General features: G+C 66.4%; 14 protein-coding genes. 7 read left to right on the top strand and 7 right to left on the bottom strand.

All coding sequences use genetic code 11. The features are described 5' to 3' along the window. Nucleotides 1-53: 53 nt before the first annotated feature. Entirely contained in the window at nucleotides 54-1,430 is a 1,377-nt protein-coding gene (locus FHY50_RS02870; protein WP_140046875.1) for a protein adenylyltransferase SelO family protein, read from the bottom strand. Nucleotides 1,431-1,448: 18 nt separating this feature from the next. On the opposite strand from FHY50_RS02870, the gene FHY50_RS02875 reads away from it, so the two are divergent. From FHY50_RS02875 to FHY50_RS02885, 3 genes are all read left to right on the top strand, one after another. Continuing rightward, the gene (locus FHY50_RS02875) at nucleotides 1,449-2,324 is read left to right on the top strand and encodes an alpha/beta fold hydrolase (RefSeq protein WP_140046876.1); all 876 of its coding nucleotides are present in this window, start codon (nucleotides 1,449-1,451) and stop codon (nucleotides 2,322-2,324) included. Continuing rightward, entirely contained in the window at nucleotides 2,324-3,460 is a 1,137-nt protein-coding gene (locus FHY50_RS02880) for a glycosyltransferase (RefSeq protein WP_140046877.1), read from the top strand. Before FHY50_RS02875 ends, FHY50_RS02880 begins: the two co-directional genes overlap by 1 nt. Before the next feature lie 63 nt (nucleotides 3,461-3,523). Next, nucleotides 3,524-4,927 (top strand): NAD(P)H-dependent flavin oxidoreductase, encoded by a 1,404-nt coding sequence (locus FHY50_RS02885; RefSeq protein WP_140046878.1) that lies wholly within the window; start codon nucleotides 3,524-3,526, stop codon nucleotides 4,925-4,927. Here FHY50_RS02885 and FHY50_RS02890 read toward each other — a convergent pair. From FHY50_RS02890 to FHY50_RS02900, 3 genes are all read right to left on the bottom strand, one after another. Further along, nucleotides 4,924-5,448 carry a PilZ domain-containing protein gene (locus FHY50_RS02890; protein WP_279588171.1) on the bottom strand — a complete coding sequence of 175 codons (525 nt, stop codon included), beginning with the start codon at nucleotides 5,446-5,448 and terminating at the stop codon, nucleotides 4,924-4,926. The two genes, FHY50_RS02885 and FHY50_RS02890, sit on opposite strands and share 4 nt — an antisense overlap. 97 nt (nucleotides 5,449-5,545) lie before the next feature. Beyond that, on the bottom strand, nucleotides 5,546-5,740 hold the full coding sequence (locus FHY50_RS02895) for a hypothetical protein (protein ID WP_140046880.1): 195 nt from the start codon (nucleotides 5,738-5,740) through the stop codon (nucleotides 5,546-5,548). Between the two features lie 83 nt (nucleotides 5,741-5,823). After that, nucleotides 5,824-6,822, bottom strand: coding sequence for a 2-hydroxyacid dehydrogenase (locus tag FHY50_RS02900; RefSeq protein ID WP_140046881.1), 999 nt, complete (start codon nucleotides 6,820-6,822; stop codon nucleotides 5,824-5,826). Between the two features lie 97 nt (nucleotides 6,823-6,919). On the opposite strand from FHY50_RS02900, the gene FHY50_RS02905 reads away from it, so the two are divergent. Then, nucleotides 6,920-7,390: an SH3 domain-containing protein gene (locus tag FHY50_RS02905; protein ID WP_140046882.1), complete on the top strand. Its 471-nt coding sequence runs from the start codon at nucleotides 6,920-6,922 to the stop codon at nucleotides 7,388-7,390. Between the two features lie 10 nt (nucleotides 7,391-7,400). Here FHY50_RS02905 and FHY50_RS02910 read toward each other — a convergent pair whose 3' ends face one another. Beyond that, nucleotides 7,401-9,137 (bottom strand): SLC13 family permease, encoded by a 1,737-nt coding sequence (locus tag FHY50_RS02910; protein WP_140046883.1) that lies wholly within the window; start codon nucleotides 9,135-9,137, stop codon nucleotides 7,401-7,403. Between the two features lie 123 nt (nucleotides 9,138-9,260). Here FHY50_RS02910 and FHY50_RS02915 point away from each other — a divergent pair, with 123 nt between their 5' ends. Beyond that, nucleotides 9,261-10,043 carry a prepilin peptidase gene (locus tag FHY50_RS02915; protein ID WP_140046884.1) on the top strand — a complete coding sequence of 261 codons (783 nt, stop codon included), beginning with the start codon at nucleotides 9,261-9,263 and terminating at the stop codon, nucleotides 10,041-10,043. Between the two features lie 17 nt (nucleotides 10,044-10,060). Continuing rightward, nucleotides 10,061-11,470 carry a coniferyl aldehyde dehydrogenase gene (locus tag FHY50_RS02920; RefSeq protein ID WP_140046885.1) on the top strand — a complete coding sequence of 470 codons (1,410 nt, stop codon included), beginning with the start codon at nucleotides 10,061-10,063 and terminating at the stop codon, nucleotides 11,468-11,470. Here the strand turns inward: FHY50_RS02920 and FHY50_RS02925 are convergent. Together FHY50_RS02925 and gntA are read right to left on the bottom strand one after the other, a co-directional pair. Next, nucleotides 11,467-12,084 carry a DUF1989 domain-containing protein gene (locus FHY50_RS02925; RefSeq protein ID WP_140046886.1) on the bottom strand — a complete coding sequence of 206 codons (618 nt, stop codon included), beginning with the start codon at nucleotides 12,082-12,084 and terminating at the stop codon, nucleotides 11,467-11,469. The genes FHY50_RS02920 and FHY50_RS02925 overlap by 4 nt on opposite strands. Then, a complete protein-coding gene (gntA, locus tag FHY50_RS02930; protein ID WP_140046887.1) occupies nucleotides 12,039-12,737 on the bottom strand; it encodes a guanitoxin biosynthesis heme-dependent pre-guanitoxin N-hydroxylase GntA in 699 nt (232 codons plus the stop codon). Before gntA ends, FHY50_RS02925 begins: the two co-directional genes overlap by 46 nt. Nucleotides 12,738-12,901: 164 nt before the next feature. Between gntA and FHY50_RS02935 the strand changes: the two genes are divergently transcribed. Continuing rightward, complete coding sequence (locus tag FHY50_RS02935) at nucleotides 12,902-15,028, top strand: malate synthase G (RefSeq protein ID WP_140046888.1); 2,127 nt, start codon at nucleotides 12,902-12,904, stop codon at nucleotides 15,026-15,028. Nucleotides 15,029-15,033: the final 5 nt, after the last annotated feature.

The raw sequence follows: 15,033 nt of genomic DNA on the forward strand, positions 1-15,033 counted from the left end.
CGCAACGCTCTTGCCGCAAATTCGCGCGCGATGCCACTGTTGCTAGCGGTGGTTCAGGCAAGCGCCGCGCGCAGCTGTGCGATCGCATCGAGCTTGGCGCGGAGCAGCCCCCAGTCGTCGCGTTCGGCAATCGCGCGCCAGATCGCCTCGACCTCGTCGATCAGCATCGGACAGGGCTCTGCAGCGCGCCAATATCCGTGATCGCGCGATGACCGCGGGCGATAGTCGCGCAGCGATGCGCGCAGCCGGTCATAGGGTTCGCCGACATAGCTTTCCGCTATGGCTCCGCCGAATGCATCGAAGAAGAAGCGGTCGATTGGTGCGCCGGTCGCCGTGAGTGCGCCTTCGAGCGCCTGGACGAGCGCCTGGTCCTCGGCTGGGCCGCGCGGAGTGACGCCAAGCCGCCACAGCATCGCGTCGCATACCGCTCGTGTGTAGCGTTCGCCGAAGCAATCTAGGACCTCGATCAGCGGTTCGGCATCGCTGGCGGTGCGCAGCGCCACGGCCAGTTGCATGACGTCCCAGTGGATCGCTTCGGGCTGGCGGCCGAAACAATAGAGTCCGGCATGGTCGAAATAGGCGGCGACGAAGCCGGGGTCCCAGCTGGGAACGAACCGCCACGGCCCGTAGTCGAAACTCTCGCCGGTCACGTTGATATTGTCGGTGTTGAGCACGCCATGGACGAAGCCGGCCGCCATATATTGGCCCGCCAGCCGCGCGCCGCGCGCAACCACCGCATCGAGCAGCTGTACGGCGGCGTCGGCGCGGGGCGTCTCGTCGAACAGTCGGTTGAGAGTGTAGCCGATCAACCGGTGCATGCCGTCGGCATCGCGCAGATAGGCCAGCCGCTGGAACATGCCGATGCGGATATGGCCGTGGCTAAGCCGCACCAGCACCGCCGAGCGCGTGGGAGAGGGCTCGTCGCCGCGTTCGAGCGCTTCGCCGGTCTCGATCAGCGACAGCGTGCGCGACGTCGTCACGCCGAGCGCCTCGAGCATCTCGGTCGCCAGCAGTTCGCGCACGCCGCCCTTGAGTGTCAGCCGCCCGTCGCCGAACCGGCTCCACGGCGTCCTTCCCGAACCCTTGGTGCCAAGGTCCATCAATCGTCCGTCGGCGGCACGAAGCTGCGCGAAGGTGAAGCCGCGGCCGTCGCCGATGTCGGGATTGTAGACGCGAAACTGATGGCCGTGATAGCGCAGCGCCAGCGGCTGCGGCAGGGTTCCCGGCAGCGGGTCGAACCGGCCGAAATGGCGGACCCATTCATCGTCGCTCAGCGTATCGAGACCGACCTCAGCGGCGGCACGATCGTTGCGGAAGCGCAACGTGGTCTGCGGAAAATCGGCGGCCTCGACCCGGTCGTAGAAGGCGTCGCCCAGCTCGAGCAGCGCGGTTTCGGGGCGATAGCTTAGCGGTTGCGGGGAAGCGGCCATGCGGCGATATGGGTGGCGATGACCGACCGGCGCAACCAGCCCCTGTTCAATGACGGATATTGGTGGTCGAACGACGGCCTGCGCCTGCATTATCGCGACTATCCCGGACGCGCCGATCGCCCGGCGGTGCTGTGCATCCCCGGCCTGACCCGCAACGCCCGCGATTTCGAGGTGCTGGCGCAGCGGCTGTGCGGTGAGCGGCGTGTGATCGCGGTCGACCTGCGAGGCCGCGGGGAGAGCGGCTATGCCAAGGATCCGGCGACCTATGTGCCGATGACCTATCTTCAGGATGTCGAGGCGCTGATCGCGGAACTGGCGCTCGATCGCTTCGTGGTGATCGGAACGTCGCTTGGCGGCATCCTCGCGATGCTGCTGGCCGGGACCGAACGCGAGCGGCTGGCGGGCGCCGTGCTCAACGATGTCGGGCCGGAGCTCGACCCGGCAGGGCTGACGCGTATCCGCGGCTATGTTGGCAAGGCGGTATGGCACCCAACCTGGGTGCATGCCGCGCGCGCGCTGGGCGAGGCAAATGGCGACGCCTATCCCGGCTATGGGATCGAGGATTGGCTGGCGATGGCCAAGCGGCTGTACCGCCTCAATTCGAGCGGGCGTATTGTGCTCGACTACGACATGAAGATCGCTGAGCCGTTCCGGCTTCCGGGAAACGAGGCCGGACCCGACATGTGGAGTGCCTATCGCGCGTTCGGGGAGCGGCCGGTGCTGGTAGTACGCGGTGCGCTGTCGGATATCCTCGCCGAAGAACCCGCGCAGCGTATGGCGCAGGCGCTGCCGTCGGCGGAACTGGTGACGGTCGCCGGGGTCGGCCACGCGCCGACGCTCGACGAGCCCGAGGCGAGCGCCGCGATCGACCGGCTGCTCGCGCGGATCGCCTGATGCCCGCGCCGATCCGCATTCTCCACCTGCATTCGTCGTTCGCGCTGGGCGGCAAGGAAGCGCGCGCGGTTCGGCTGATGAACGCGTTCGGCGACAAGGCGCGCCATGTCGTCGTGTCGGGCGTGCCGGACCAGCTCGGCGCGCGCGATGCGATCGCCAAGGGCATCGCCTATAAGATTGCGCAGAACCCGCCGCCGCTGACCGGCAAGCCGTCGGTCGCGCGCTACGAGGCGATCGCACGCTTCATGGCGCGGTTCGATCTGGTGCTGACCTATAATTGGGGCGCCGTGGACGGTGTCATGGCACGGCGGGTGTTTCCCAAGGGCTCGCCGCCGGTCGTCCATCACGAGGACGGGTTCAATTCGGACGAGGCGCAGCGGCTCAATCCGGTGCGCAACATGTATCGCCGCTTCGCGATGCCCGCCGCACATGCCTTGGTGGTGCCATCGGCGCGGCTCGACCATATCGCGCGCAAGGTGTGGAAACAGCCCGACCACCGCGTCCACCGCATCGTCAACGGCGTTGCGGTCGAACGTTATGCGCAAAAGGTGTTCCCGGCGGCGATCCCCGGTTTCAAGCGGAAGCCCGGAGAGATCGTCATCGGCACCGTCGCCGGGCTGCGCGAAGTCAAGGACCTGCCGTTACTGGTGCGTGCGGTCGGCGGCGTGGCGGCGCGCGTGCGTCTGGTGATCGTCGGCGAAGGGCCGGAGCGGCAGACGATCCTCGGTGCGGCAGAGGCGATGGGGATCGACGACACCACGCTGCTGCCCGGCTTTCTGCCCGATCCGTGGACGTACATGGGCCTGTTCGACATCTTCGCACTGACCTCGCAAAGCGAGCAGCAGCCGATCGCGGTGATCGAGGCGATGGCGGCCGGGCTGCCCGTCGTGGCGCCGCGCCTGGGCGATATTCCCACGATGCTGAGCGAGGAGAATCTCCATTATCTCAGCCCCGATCGCAGCGAGGTGCATCTGCGCGACCGCCTCCAGGTGCTGGCGCAGCATCCCGATCACTGCCGCTATGTCGGGCTAAAGAACCGCGAGCGCGCGGCCGAGCGGTTCGACGAACGCATGATGATCGCCGCCTATGCCCGCCTCTATGGAGAGGCGATGGGCCGCCCCGACGCGCTGACCTAGCATTTCACTCGATTCGCCGCGGCCTTTTCGCTAAGCGTCGGGATCATTTTCGTCGGAGGTATCGTGTTCAAAGGCCTGTCGCCTATCGAGTATAACGGCCGCGAGGTCTGGCCGCTGGTCGAAGGCGGCAAGGGCGTCGCCGCGACCAACCACGCGTCGGCGGGCGCCTGGGCGGCGGCGGGCGGCATCGGTACGGTCAGCGCGGTCAATGCCGACAGCTATGATGCCGAAGGCAAGATCATCCCGCAGGTGTATCGCGCGCTGACGCGGCGCGAACGCCACGAGGAGCTGATCGACTATGCGATCGAAGGCGCCGTCCAGCAGGTCAAGCGTGCGTTCGAGATCGCCGGCGGCAAGGGCGCGATCAACATCAACGTGCTTTGGGAGATGGGCGGGGCGCAGCGCATTCTGCACGGCGTGCTCGAGCGCACTCGCGGTATGGTCGCGGGAGTCACCTGCGGCGCGGGCATGCCCTACAAGCTCAGCGAGATCGCGGCGTCGTACAATGTCCATTACCTGCCGATCGTCAGCTCGGGCCGAGCATTCAACGCGCTGTGGAAGCGTGCCTATTCCAAGGCTGCCGAATGGCTGGCGGCGGTCGTGTACGAGGATCCGTGGCTGGCGGGCGGGCATAACGGTCTGTCCAACGCCGAGGACCCCAAGAAGCCCGAAGACCCGTTTCCGCGGGTAAAGGCTCTGCGCGATGTGATGCGGTCGGGCGGGATTTCCGACGACGTTCCGATCGTGATGGCGGGCGGAGTGTGGTATCTGCGCGACTGGTCCGACTGGATCGACAATCCCGACCTCGGCAAGATCGCGTTCCAGTTCGGCACGCGCCCGCTGCTCACCCAGGAAAGCCCGATCCCGCAGGATTGGAAAGCGCGGCTGATGGACCTCGACGAAGGCGATATCCTGCTGCATCGTTTCTCGCCGACGGGCTTTTATTCGTCGGCGGTGCGCAATCCGTTCCTGCGCAGCCTGGAGGCGCGGTCCGAGCGCCAGATCCCGTTCTCACTGCAGGAAGCGGGCGATCATACCTTTCAGCTCGACGTCGGCGTAAAGGGCAAGAATTTCTGGGTGACGCGCGGCGACCTGCTGCGCGCGCGCGAATGGTTCGGGCTCGGCTTCACCGATGCGCTCAAGACCCCGGATAATACGCTGGTGTTCGTGACGCCCCAAGAGAAGCAGGTGATCCGCAAGGATCAGGCGGACTGCATGGGGTGTCTGAGCCACTGCGCCTTTTCGTCGTGGATGGACAGCGAGACCAATTCCACAGGGCGGCTGGCTGACCCGCGCAGCTTCTGCATTCAAAAGACGCTGCAGGACATCGCGCATGGCGGACCGGTCGACGAGAACCTGATGTTCGCCGGGCACAGCGCCTTCGAATTCAAGCGCGATCCATTCTATTCGAACGGGTTCGTCCCCAGCGTCAAGCAGCTGGTCGATCGCATCCTGACGGGAAACTAACTGCCGCCGAGCGCGCCACGTACCGCCGCAAACGGCACGTCGAGCAATTGCGCGACCTGCAAGGCGAGGAACGCGGCGACCCCGACGATCGCGACCAGTGCCAGCACGAACTGGAATTGCCGCGCCCGCTCCCGGTTGCGCTGCGCCGTTTCGTCCGTGCGCGGGCGGCTGCGGCGCTCTTCGCTCGGCTGAGGGGCAGCGGTGCGGGGCGGCGCCTTGCCAGCTTCGAGCAATTCACCCAGATCGATGCGATCCTGCGTGCGGATGCCGAACACACCGTCGCGCACCCACACGGCCCGCGCGACGATCACCAGCATTGCTTTACGGATCTCGATATACTCGCCGGCAGACGGCGGTGTTTCGGCAGCTAGCATCATCCCGCGCGACGAGACGTTGCGGATCGCGACGTCCTGCCACTGATTGCCTACCCGCATCCGTGCCGTGACACGTACCGGATGGCGGGGTTCGCGGTTCTTGTGGATGCTGACCTCGCTAGCGCTACGCCGAACGCGCCTCGTCAGCCGATCTAGCCGCGCATAGCTAACGCAACGTTATCGAGCATCGTTAAAGTGCGCAGAACCCCTTTGCGGCGAAGCACTTGGCCGACCCAGGTCCCGGTCAGTCGTCGACGACGGTGCCGACCACCGCGCCGCCGACGCCGCCGACTGCTGCACCCTTTTCCACGTCGCCGCCGGTCGCCGCGGCAATGCCTGCGCCGCCCGCACCGCCGATCGCGGCACCGCGCAGCGTCGCGCATGCCGACACCGAAGTGGTGGCGGCGAGGAGCATCGCGGTCGGGATGAGCTTGTTCATATGGAGTCTCCGAAGCGTCCGTTTCCGCTACGGCGAAAGCACGAGCGGAGGTCTGGGTTCCGCCAGCAACGCATCGTTACACTCTATGCCCAGCCGTCGAGCACCTGATCGGGCGGCCGGTGGCCATCGCACCACGCGCGGATATTGGCGATCACCTTGTCCCCGGTGTCGATACGGCCTTCGAGCGTCGCGGATCCCATGTGCGGGGTCATCACCACGTTGGACAGCGCCAGCAGTCGCGGATCGATCGCCGGCTCGTGTGCCCACACGTCGAGCCCGGCGCCGGCCAGCCGCCCGGCCTCCAGCGCGTCGCGCATCGCGTCCTCGTCGACGATGCCGCCGCGCGACGCGTTGATGAGGTAGACGTGCGGCCGCAGCAGCGCGATGCGGCGCGCGTCGATCAAACCCCGGCTGTCGGCATTGAGCGGCGTGTGGATCGTCAGGATGTCGATCGCGGCCAGCATCGCGTCGAGATCGGCGTGCCACACCGCGCCCAGCTGCGCCTCGACCACGGCCGGCAGGCGATGGCGGTTGTGATAATGGATCGTCAGTCCGAACGCACGCGCGCGTGCCGCGACTGCCTGTCCGATCCGCCCCATGCCGACGATACCCAGCGCCTTGCCGCCGATACGGTGACCGAGCATGCCGCCCGGGCTCCAGCCTTTCCACTTGCCCGACCGGACCAGCTTCTCGCCTTCGGCCAACCGTCGCGGGACGCTCAGGATCAGCGCCATCGTCATGTCCGCCGTATCCTGCGTCAGCACGCCTGGGGTGTTGGTGACGGGAATGCCGCGGGCGCGTGCGGCCTTGAGGTCGATATGGTTCACGCCCGCGCCGAAATTGGCGATCAGCCCGAGCCGCTGACCCGCGGCCTCGATCAGCGCCGCGTCGATGGTATCGGTCACGCTTGGGACCAGCACATCGCAATCCATCATCGCTGCTGCCAGCCCGGCTGCGGACATGGCGCGGTCGTCGGCGTTGAGTTCGGCGTCGAACAGCTCGCACATCCGATTTTCGGTCGCTGCGGGAAGGCGGCGCGTGACGACGACCTTTGGGCGAAGCGGGCGGGCACGGTCGGTCATGCCCTCCGATTGCGGCGTCGCGCGGATGCAGTCAACGGCTTGAAGCCCCGGCGCGATGCGCGGTAGAGGATGCGCCTGAGACGAAGGGGGAAAATCGATGCGGTGGCTGGGCTGGACGATGCTGGGTGCATGCGCGCTCGCGACCGCCGCCGAGGCGCAGAAACGCGAGACGCCGTATTTCGCCTCGATCGCCGCCGGAGAGGCGCGCATGCGCACCGGTCCCGGCAAGAATTATCCGGTCAGCTGGCTCTATGTCCGCGCCGACTTGCCGATCAAGGTGGTCGATATCTATGCCGACTGGCGCAAGGTCGAGGATCCCGGCGGCGTCCAGGGGTGGATGCAGGTCGGCCTGCTCAGTGATACCCGCACCGCGATCGTCACCGGCGGCATTGCCGAACTGTTGGCAGCACCGCGGGCGGGCGCAGCGGTGGCGTGGCGGTCGGAGCCCGGCGTGGTCGGGCGCATCCGCGACTGTACCGGCGGCTGGTGCTGGTTCGACGTGCGCGGACGTGCCGGCTATATCCAGCAGTCGCGGCTGTGGGGCGTCGCCCCCGGCGAGGAATTCTGAAGCGCGCCGGTCAGGCAAAGCTGACTGACAGTACGGCCGCTGAACTCAGCACCACCAGCACCACCAGCACCGCACCCATCCGGGCATAGTCGGTGAAGCGATAGCCGCCCGGACCCATCACCAGCAGGTTGTTCTGGTGCCCGATCGGGGTCAGAAAGTCCGACGACGCGCCGATCAGCACCGCCAGCAGCGCCGCGTCGGGACTGATGCCGAGCAACGTGGCCGCTTCGATCGCCAGGGGTCCCATGATGATCGCGGTGGCGATGTTGTTTAGAAAGATCGACAGCAGCATCGTTGCGGTGACCAGCAGCGCGAGCATCACGAACAGCGGCAGGCCGGTCAGCCATTCGCTGATCGTCAGTGCGGCAATGCTGGCGGCGCCACTCGTGTCGAAGCTCTGCCCGACCGGCACCATCGCCCCCAGCAGGACGATTACGCTCCAGTCGATCGAACGATAGGTTTCCTCCGCCGGGATCAGCCGGGTTGCCGCAAGAACCACTGCGGCGCCCAGGAACGCTATCGCGGGGGGCGCGATGTCGGTGACGATCAGCGTGATGGCGATGCCGAAGATCGCAAGCGTGAGGGCGGCGCGCGACGGCGCCACCACCGGTAGATCGAGCCGGTCGATCTCGAGCAACCGCGCCCGCGGCACGAAATCAGCGATGGCGTCATGCTCGCCGCGAATGAACAGCTGGTCCCCCGGAGCGATCCGCATCACCGACAGCGGCGTGCGCTCGCGGGCCGCACGCGGCCCTACCGCGACCACCCGCAGCGATCCGTCGCTGCGCATGCGCACCTCTTCGTGGCCGTGCCCGACCAGCGGCGATCCATGTGCCACCGCGACTCTCGCCGTTACGTCGCCGGGCCGGTCGAAACTGTCGTCGTGAAGCGTCAGCAGATCTGCCTTCTCGGCAACGACGGGCTGCGATTCGCGCGAAACCAGGAGCAGCCGGTCCCCAGGCTGGAATTGCGTGCCTGCATCGCGTGCCACCCTGAACCCGGAACGGAAAACCGCCAGCAGCCTGGCCGATGCGCCGCGCAATCGCGGCAGCAGTTCGGCCAGCGCAAGCGTTGCGTCGGTCGATGGGACCTCGAGCTCGAAAATCCGCCAGGGCGGGCGCGCTTCACGGTCATTTCCGCCGCGCATCGGCAGCAATCGCCAGCCGATCACTGCGAGATAAACGAGTCCGATCGCAGTGACGGTCATCCCGACCGGGCTCATCGTGAAGAAACCGAATGGTTCGCCCAGTTCCGCCTCGCGTACCGATGACAGGATCAGATTCGCTGGCGTGCCGATCAGGGTCGTCATGCCGCCAAGGATGGTGGCGAAGGCGATCGGCATCAGCGTCGCGGCCGGCGGCAGCTTGGCCTTGCGCGCGATGTCGGTTGCGATCGGCATGGTGATGACCAGTGCGGCGATGTTGTTCATGAACGCCGACAGCAATGCCCCGACCACCAGCAACAGCGACAAACGGACGGTAAACCCGGCGCTTTCGGGTATCGCCACCCGTGCAATCGTCGATGCGACGCCCGACAGCTCGACCGCGCGGCCCACCACCAGCACCGCCGCCACGGTCAGCACCGCGGGATCGGCGAAGCCGACAAACGCCTGGGCCGGGCGCACCAGTCCCAGCACCAGGCAGGCGAACAGCGCGATCAGCGCGACCAGGTCGTGCCGCACCTTTTCCGACACGAACAGGATCAGGGTGATGGCAAGGACGATCGTCGATAAGGCGGCCTCGCTCATCGCCACGCTATGGACCTGACCGGGCACGCTTGCCAACCCGAACGCCCGGGAGCGCTGCTTGGCGGTTGCACAACGATCGGGTTGGCGGGCAAGGACTCGCCATGACGCCGATCTTCAACGTGCATGGGTTCGCTGACCGCCCGGGCGCCGCCGGTGACTGACTTCTGGCTATGGCCGTCGCTGCTCGGCGTGTTGGGGCTGGTGTTCGGCAGCTTCATCGCGGTGCTGGCGATCCGCTGGAACGACGGGCGCTCGGCGCTGCGCGGGCGATCGGAATGCGACGCGTGCGGTGCCGAGCTGCGCGCCGCCGATCTGGTGCCGTTGCTCGGCTTTGCGCTGCGGCGTGGACGCTGCCGGTATTGCCGGGCGTCGATCGCGCGCGTTCACCCCGTGATCGAGGCGCTGGGTTGCTGCATCGGCGTCGTTGCGGGAGTGACCGCGCCGGGCTGGGAAGGCGTCGCCGGGGCGGTGTTCGGCTGGATGCTGCTGGCACTGGCGGCGATCGACGCGCTGGCATTCTGGTTGCCCAATCGCCTGGTCGCGGCGCTGGCGATCGGCGGGCTGGCGAGCGGGCTTGCCGGGCTGGCTCCGGGCATGACGGATCGCCTGATCGGCGGGGTGGCGGGGTTCGCGGCATTGTGGCTGGTGGCGACGCTGTACCGGCGCCTGCGCGGGCGGAGCGGGCTTGGCGGCGGCGACCCAAAATTGTTCGGCGCGATCGGGCTGTGGTTGGGGTGGCGCGCGCTTCCGCTGACGCTGCTGGCGGCGTGCGTCATCGGGCTCGGCGTCGTTCTGGTGCTGCGGCTTCGCGGCAATCGGCTCGGCGGGGGCGATCGGCTGCCGCTGGGGACGTTGCTGGCGGCGGCGGCATTTCCGATCTGGTGCATGCTCGCTATGGTTGCGTGACAGCATAGGAGAGCGCGATGCGTGACATACTCGATCGGCAACGAAGCGCGTTCATGGCCGAATTGCCGGTGTCGCTCGCCACGCGGCGCGATCGGTTGCGGCGGGCGATCGAGATGATCGCCGACAACTCAGGCCGGTTCTGTGCAGCCCTCACCGACGATTTCGGGCATCGCAGCCACGAGCAGTCGATGCTGACCGACATCGCTGCTTCGGTGGCGCCACTGCATCACGCGCTCAAGCATCTCGATCGCTGGGCGAAGCCGGAGAAGAAGCCGGTGCTGTTCCCACTTGGACTGCTGGGCGGACGCGGCTGGATCGAATATCAGCCCAAGGGCGTGATCGGCGTGATCGCGCCGTGGAATTTTCCGGTCAACCTGGTGATGAGCCCGCTTGCGGGCGTGCTTGCGGCAGGCAACCGCGCGATGATCAAGACCAGCGAATATACGCCGCGCGTTGCCGCCTTGTTCGAGGAACTGGGCGCAAGATATTTCGATTCCGAAGAAATTGCGTTCATTACCGGTGGACCCGAGGTGGGCAAGGCGTTCGCCGAGCTGCCGTTCGACCATCTGCTGTTTACCGGCGCAACCGGGATTGCCCGGCACATCCTGCACGCCGCGGCGGACAATCTCGTGCCGGTGACGCTCGAACTCGGCGGCAAGTCGCCGGTGATCGTCGGCAGGTCGGCGGACATGCGCCAAGCGACCGAGCGCGTGGTGATCGGCAAGATGATGAACGCCGGACAGATTTGCCTCGCCCCCGATTATCTGCTGGTGGCAGCGGATCAGGAGGGCGCCGCGATCGAGGGCCTCAAGGCGGCGGCATCGACGCTCTATCCCAGTCTGATCGCCAATCCCGACTATACCGCGATCATCAACGACCGCCACCATCAGCGGCTGACCGACTGGATCGACGATGCGCGCGCCAAGGGTGCCGAGGTGATCGTGGTCAATCCCGCCGACGAGGATTTCGCAGGGTCGAACGGGCGCAAGATGCCGCTGCACATCATCCGCAATACGACCAATGCGATGACGGTGATGCAGGAGGAGATCTTCGGGCCGATCCTGCCGGTGCGCCGCTACGACACGATCGACGATGCGATCGCCGAGGTGAACCGCCGCGATCGCCCGCTGGCGCTGTATCATTTCGGGAGCGACGCGGCCGAACGCCGCCATGTTCTCGATCGCACGATCACGGGCGGGGTGACGCTCGACGACGTCGTGTTCCACGTCAGCCAGGAAGAGTTGCCGTTCGGCGGCATCGGTCCGTCAGGGATGGGCGCCTATCATGGCGAAGTCGGCTTTCGCACCTTCAGCCACGCCAAGAGCGTCTACAAGCAGCCCCGGATCGATGTCGCCAGGCTCGCCGGGCTCAAGCCGCCCTATGGCGCGGCGACCCGCAAGTCGATCGCGCGCCAGATGAAGGGTTAGCGCTCGATCCGGTATGCGATCGGCTTGAAACTGCCGCCATTGGAGTCGGGCGCCGAGCAGGCCGTGAGTCCGATGATCAGGTCGCGGTGCGCGCGAAAGCTGATGTGATCGCCCGCCTTGCTGATCGGCGGCAATACGCGCAGCTTGCCGGTATCGCCATCGACCGGCACGTTCATGAAGCAGTTGAACGCGGTCGGGATCATGTCCGGCGTGACGCCGTACGACTCCAGCGCAGCCGCGAGATTACCGAAACATCCGCGATGCCGGTCCAGCGCCGGGTAGAAATGGTCGAACGTGTCGACCGAGCACGGCGTCAGCAGGAAATCATGCCGCCCGACGCTATCCTCGACGATCTCGAGCAGGACGTTTGAGCGGTTCGAATAGAGCTTGTGCCCTTTGGTCAGGTAGATCGTCTCGGCATAATCGAACGTCCGGCCCGACGAGATCACCTCGCGGATATCGCCGGCGTCGAATGCGAGCAGGTCGGCGACCTGTTCCCCGCGCGGGTCGATGACGACCAGCGTCTCGCCCTTGCTCAGGCGAAAAGCAGTGCCGCTGCGCTCGGGGATTATTTGCTCGGTGATGCCGCGTCTCCAGAATAGCGAAAAGGACATGCCCAGTCGGCGCCGACCATGCGGCCGCTATACTGGCGTGCCTCGCTGGTATCGCCGTGCCGCGACAGCATCGGATTGCGCGATCCGGCCAGCGCTTCGTCGCGGACGAGGATTTTCTCGCGCATGCCCTCATATCTGCCCTGAGCGCGCAGCGTTTCGAACTGATCGTGCAGATTGAACACCATCGTCGGACGCGCGAACCGCCGGGCCGGGCGGCTGGCATGGGGATGCAGCCCGACGATGAAGAACGCCTCGCCGCCGAAGCTCAAAGAGAAATGCGGGTTGTCGGGGTCGGCGCTGACGCGCGTGTCATACTCCTGGCCGCGCCAGACGTCCTTGTCCGACAGCGACTGGACGCGCTTCCATAGCGCAGCCTCGAAGTCCGCCTCGCCGAGATCGTCCGGTCCCTCGAAGATCACGGCGAAGCTGCGGAACAGCCCCGGCTCTGCACGATAGTCGGCGGCGAACCGGATCAGGCCGTCGTGGATGCGCAGATCGTCCCACGCACTGTCGATAGCGTTGCATGCCAAGACGTCGAGCGTTCCCTTGGCCAGTGCAGCCTTCGCGCCGACACAAGGGAAATTCGGTTGTTCGACATGCGCGAACATCTGGCGCTGGAGCTCGTCCTGCGCCTCATGTACCCAGTGAAACATAGATTAAGTGGCGCTTTTGCGTGAGTTTTGCATCGTTCGCACTACGTCTGGCCATCGCCTCGGTTCCCTGCCGTACCAAGCAATGCTTGATCGCGATGCGCCGACGCGGCTAGGCAGTGCGCGGGCCTCCCCAGGCGACGTCGAACTCTTCGAGGAGGCACGCCATGTCCACCATGCTCGATCGCGCCGGTCTTTCGGTGGCGCAGCCGCTTGTCGCGTTCATCGAACGGCACGTGCTGCCGGGGTTGGATTTCGACATCGACCGGTTTTGGGCAGGTACCGCCGCGATCTTCGCGGAGCTCGCCCCGCAGAACGTCCGGCTGCTGGCCGTGCGCGATCAGTTGCAGGGGCAGATCGACGACTGGCATCGCGCGCATGCGGGCGCGCCGATCGATACCGAAGCCTATCAGTCGTTCCTGCGCGAAATCGGCTATCTGGTCGCGGAGCCCGACGCCTTCACCATCGGGACGACCAATGTCGATTCCGAGATCGCATCGCTGGCGGGGCCGCAGCTCGTGGTGCCCGCACTCAACGCGCGGTTCGTGCTCAACGCCGCCAATGCGCGCTGGGGCAGCCTGTATGACGCGCTCTACGGCAGCGATGCGATCGCCGGACCGCCGCAGCCGGGCGGCTATGATGCGGCGCGCGGCGCGCTCGTGATCGCCCGGGCCCGCGAATTCCTCGACCAGGCCGTGCCATTGAAAGGTTGCAGCTGGCGGGACTTTCGCGGTGGGCTGGTCGATCTGGAAGACCCTGCCCAGTTTCAGGGCTCGCGGGGCCGATCGCTGCTGTTCCGACATCACGGGCTGCATATTGAAGTGGTGATCGATCCCGATCACCTGGTCGGCCGGCACGACCCGGCGAACATTGCCGACGTGATGATCGAATCGGCACTTACCACCATCGTCGATCTGGAGGATTCGGTCGCTGCGGTCGATGCCGACGACAAGGTCGCGGCCTATGCCAACTGGCTGGGGCTGATGCGCGGCGATCTGGAGGAGAGCTTCGACAAGAACGGTCGGACGCTTCGGCGCACGCTGGCTCCTGATCGCGAATATGATGTCGGCGGGCAGCACCGCCTGACCCTGCCGGGCCGCGCGGTGCTGTTCGTGCGCAATGTCGGGCATCTGATGACGACGCCTGCGCTGCGGCTGCCCGGCGGGGACGAAGCGCCTGAGGGCATATTGGACGCGATCGTCACCAGCCTGATCGCGCTGTACGACCTGCGCGGGCTGGGGCGGTATCGCAACAGCCGCACGGGATCGGTCTATATCGTCAAGCCCAAGATGCACGGTCCCGAAGAGTGTGCGTTCACCGACCGGCTGTTCGATGCGGTCGAGGACCTGATCGGGGTCGAGCGTCACACCATCAAGGTCGGGGTGATGGACGAGGAGCGGCGGACATCGGCCAATCTGTCGGCCTGCATCCACGCGGTCAGGAATCGCATCGTTTTCATCAATACCGGCTTTCTCGATCGCACCGGCGACGAGATCCATACGTCGATGCACGCCGGGGCGATGATCCCCAAGGGCGAGATGAAGACGGCATCGTGGCTGACGGCATATGAGGACCGCAACGTCCTGATCGGGCTCCAGCACGGCTTCGCGGGCAGGGCGCAGATCGGCAAGGGCATGTGGGCGGCGCCCGATCGCATGGCCGACATGCTCGACCAGAAGCTCGCGCATCCCCGCACCGGCGCCAACACGGCCTGGGTGCCGTCGCCGACCGCAGCGACGCTGCACGCGCTGCACTATCATGCCGTCGATGTCGCGGAGCGGCAGCGCGAACGTATCCGCGACGCTGTTCCCAGCCTCGACGCCCTGCTGACCATTCCGCTCGCGACCGCGCGCAACTGGACGCCGGACGAGATCGCGCGCGAGCTCGACAATAATGCGCAAGGGATATTGGGCTATGTCGTGCGCTGGATCGACCAGGGTGTCGGATGCTCCAAGGTTCCCGACATCAACGACATCGGCCTGATGGAAGACCGCGCGACGCTGCGTATTTCCAGCCAGGCGCTCGCCAACTGGATGCTGCACGGCATCGCGAGTGCCGAACAGGTCGATGCCGCGCTGGTGCGCATGGCGGCCCGGGTCGATGCGCAGAATGCCGCCGACCCGGCCTATCGGCCGATGGCCGGAAACGAAACCGCCAGCCTGGCATTTCAGGCGGCGCGGGCGCTGGTGTTCGAAGGCGCAGAACAACCGAATGGCTATACCGAACCGTTGCTGCACGCATGGCGGGCCCGGGCCAAAGCGGCCGGCGTTCCGTCGGGGGCCGCGCAGGCTTGAGCGCG

Origin of the sequence: Sphingomonas japonica, assembly GCF_006346325.1 — a bacterium.
Taxonomy (GTDB): Bacteria; Pseudomonadota; Alphaproteobacteria; order Sphingomonadales; family Sphingomonadaceae; genus Sphingomonas; species Sphingomonas japonica.

Excerpts from the sequence above, each read along its gene's own strand:
- FHY50_RS02870 (WP_140046875.1), bottom strand. The coding sequence starts at position 1,430 with ATGGCCGCTTCCCCGCAACCGCTAAGCTATCGCCCCGAAACCGCGCTG.
- FHY50_RS02935 (WP_140046888.1), top strand. The coding sequence starts at position 12,902 with ATGTCCACCATGCTCGATCGCGCCGGTCTTTCGGTGGCGCAGCCGCTT.
- FHY50_RS02880 (WP_140046877.1), top strand. The coding sequence starts at position 2,324 with ATGCCCGCGCCGATCCGCATTCTCCACCTGCATTCGTCGTTCGCGCTG.
- FHY50_RS02905 (WP_140046882.1), top strand. The coding sequence starts at position 6,920 with ATGCGGTGGCTGGGCTGGACGATGCTGGGTGCATGCGCGCTCGCGACC.
- FHY50_RS02900 (WP_140046881.1), bottom strand. The coding sequence starts at position 6,822 with ATGACCGACCGTGCCCGCCCGCTTCGCCCAAAGGTCGTCGTCACGCGC.
- FHY50_RS02875 (WP_140046876.1), top strand. The coding sequence starts at position 1,449 with ATGACCGACCGGCGCAACCAGCCCCTGTTCAATGACGGATATTGGTGG.
- FHY50_RS02920 (WP_140046885.1), top strand. The coding sequence starts at position 10,061 with ATGCGTGACATACTCGATCGGCAACGAAGCGCGTTCATGGCCGAATTG.
- FHY50_RS02925 (WP_140046886.1), bottom strand. The coding sequence starts at position 12,084 with ATGTCCTTTTCGCTATTCTGGAGACGCGGCATCACCGAGCAAATAATC.
- FHY50_RS02910 (WP_140046883.1), bottom strand. The coding sequence starts at position 9,137 with ATGAGCGAGGCCGCCTTATCGACGATCGTCCTTGCCATCACCCTGATC.
- FHY50_RS02895 (WP_140046880.1), bottom strand. The coding sequence starts at position 5,740 with ATGAACAAGCTCATCCCGACCGCGATGCTCCTCGCCGCCACCACTTCG.
- FHY50_RS02915 (WP_140046884.1), top strand. The coding sequence starts at position 9,261 with ATGGGTTCGCTGACCGCCCGGGCGCCGCCGGTGACTGACTTCTGGCTA.
- gntA (WP_140046887.1), bottom strand. The coding sequence starts at position 12,737 with ATGTTTCACTGGGTACATGAGGCGCAGGACGAGCTCCAGCGCCAGATG.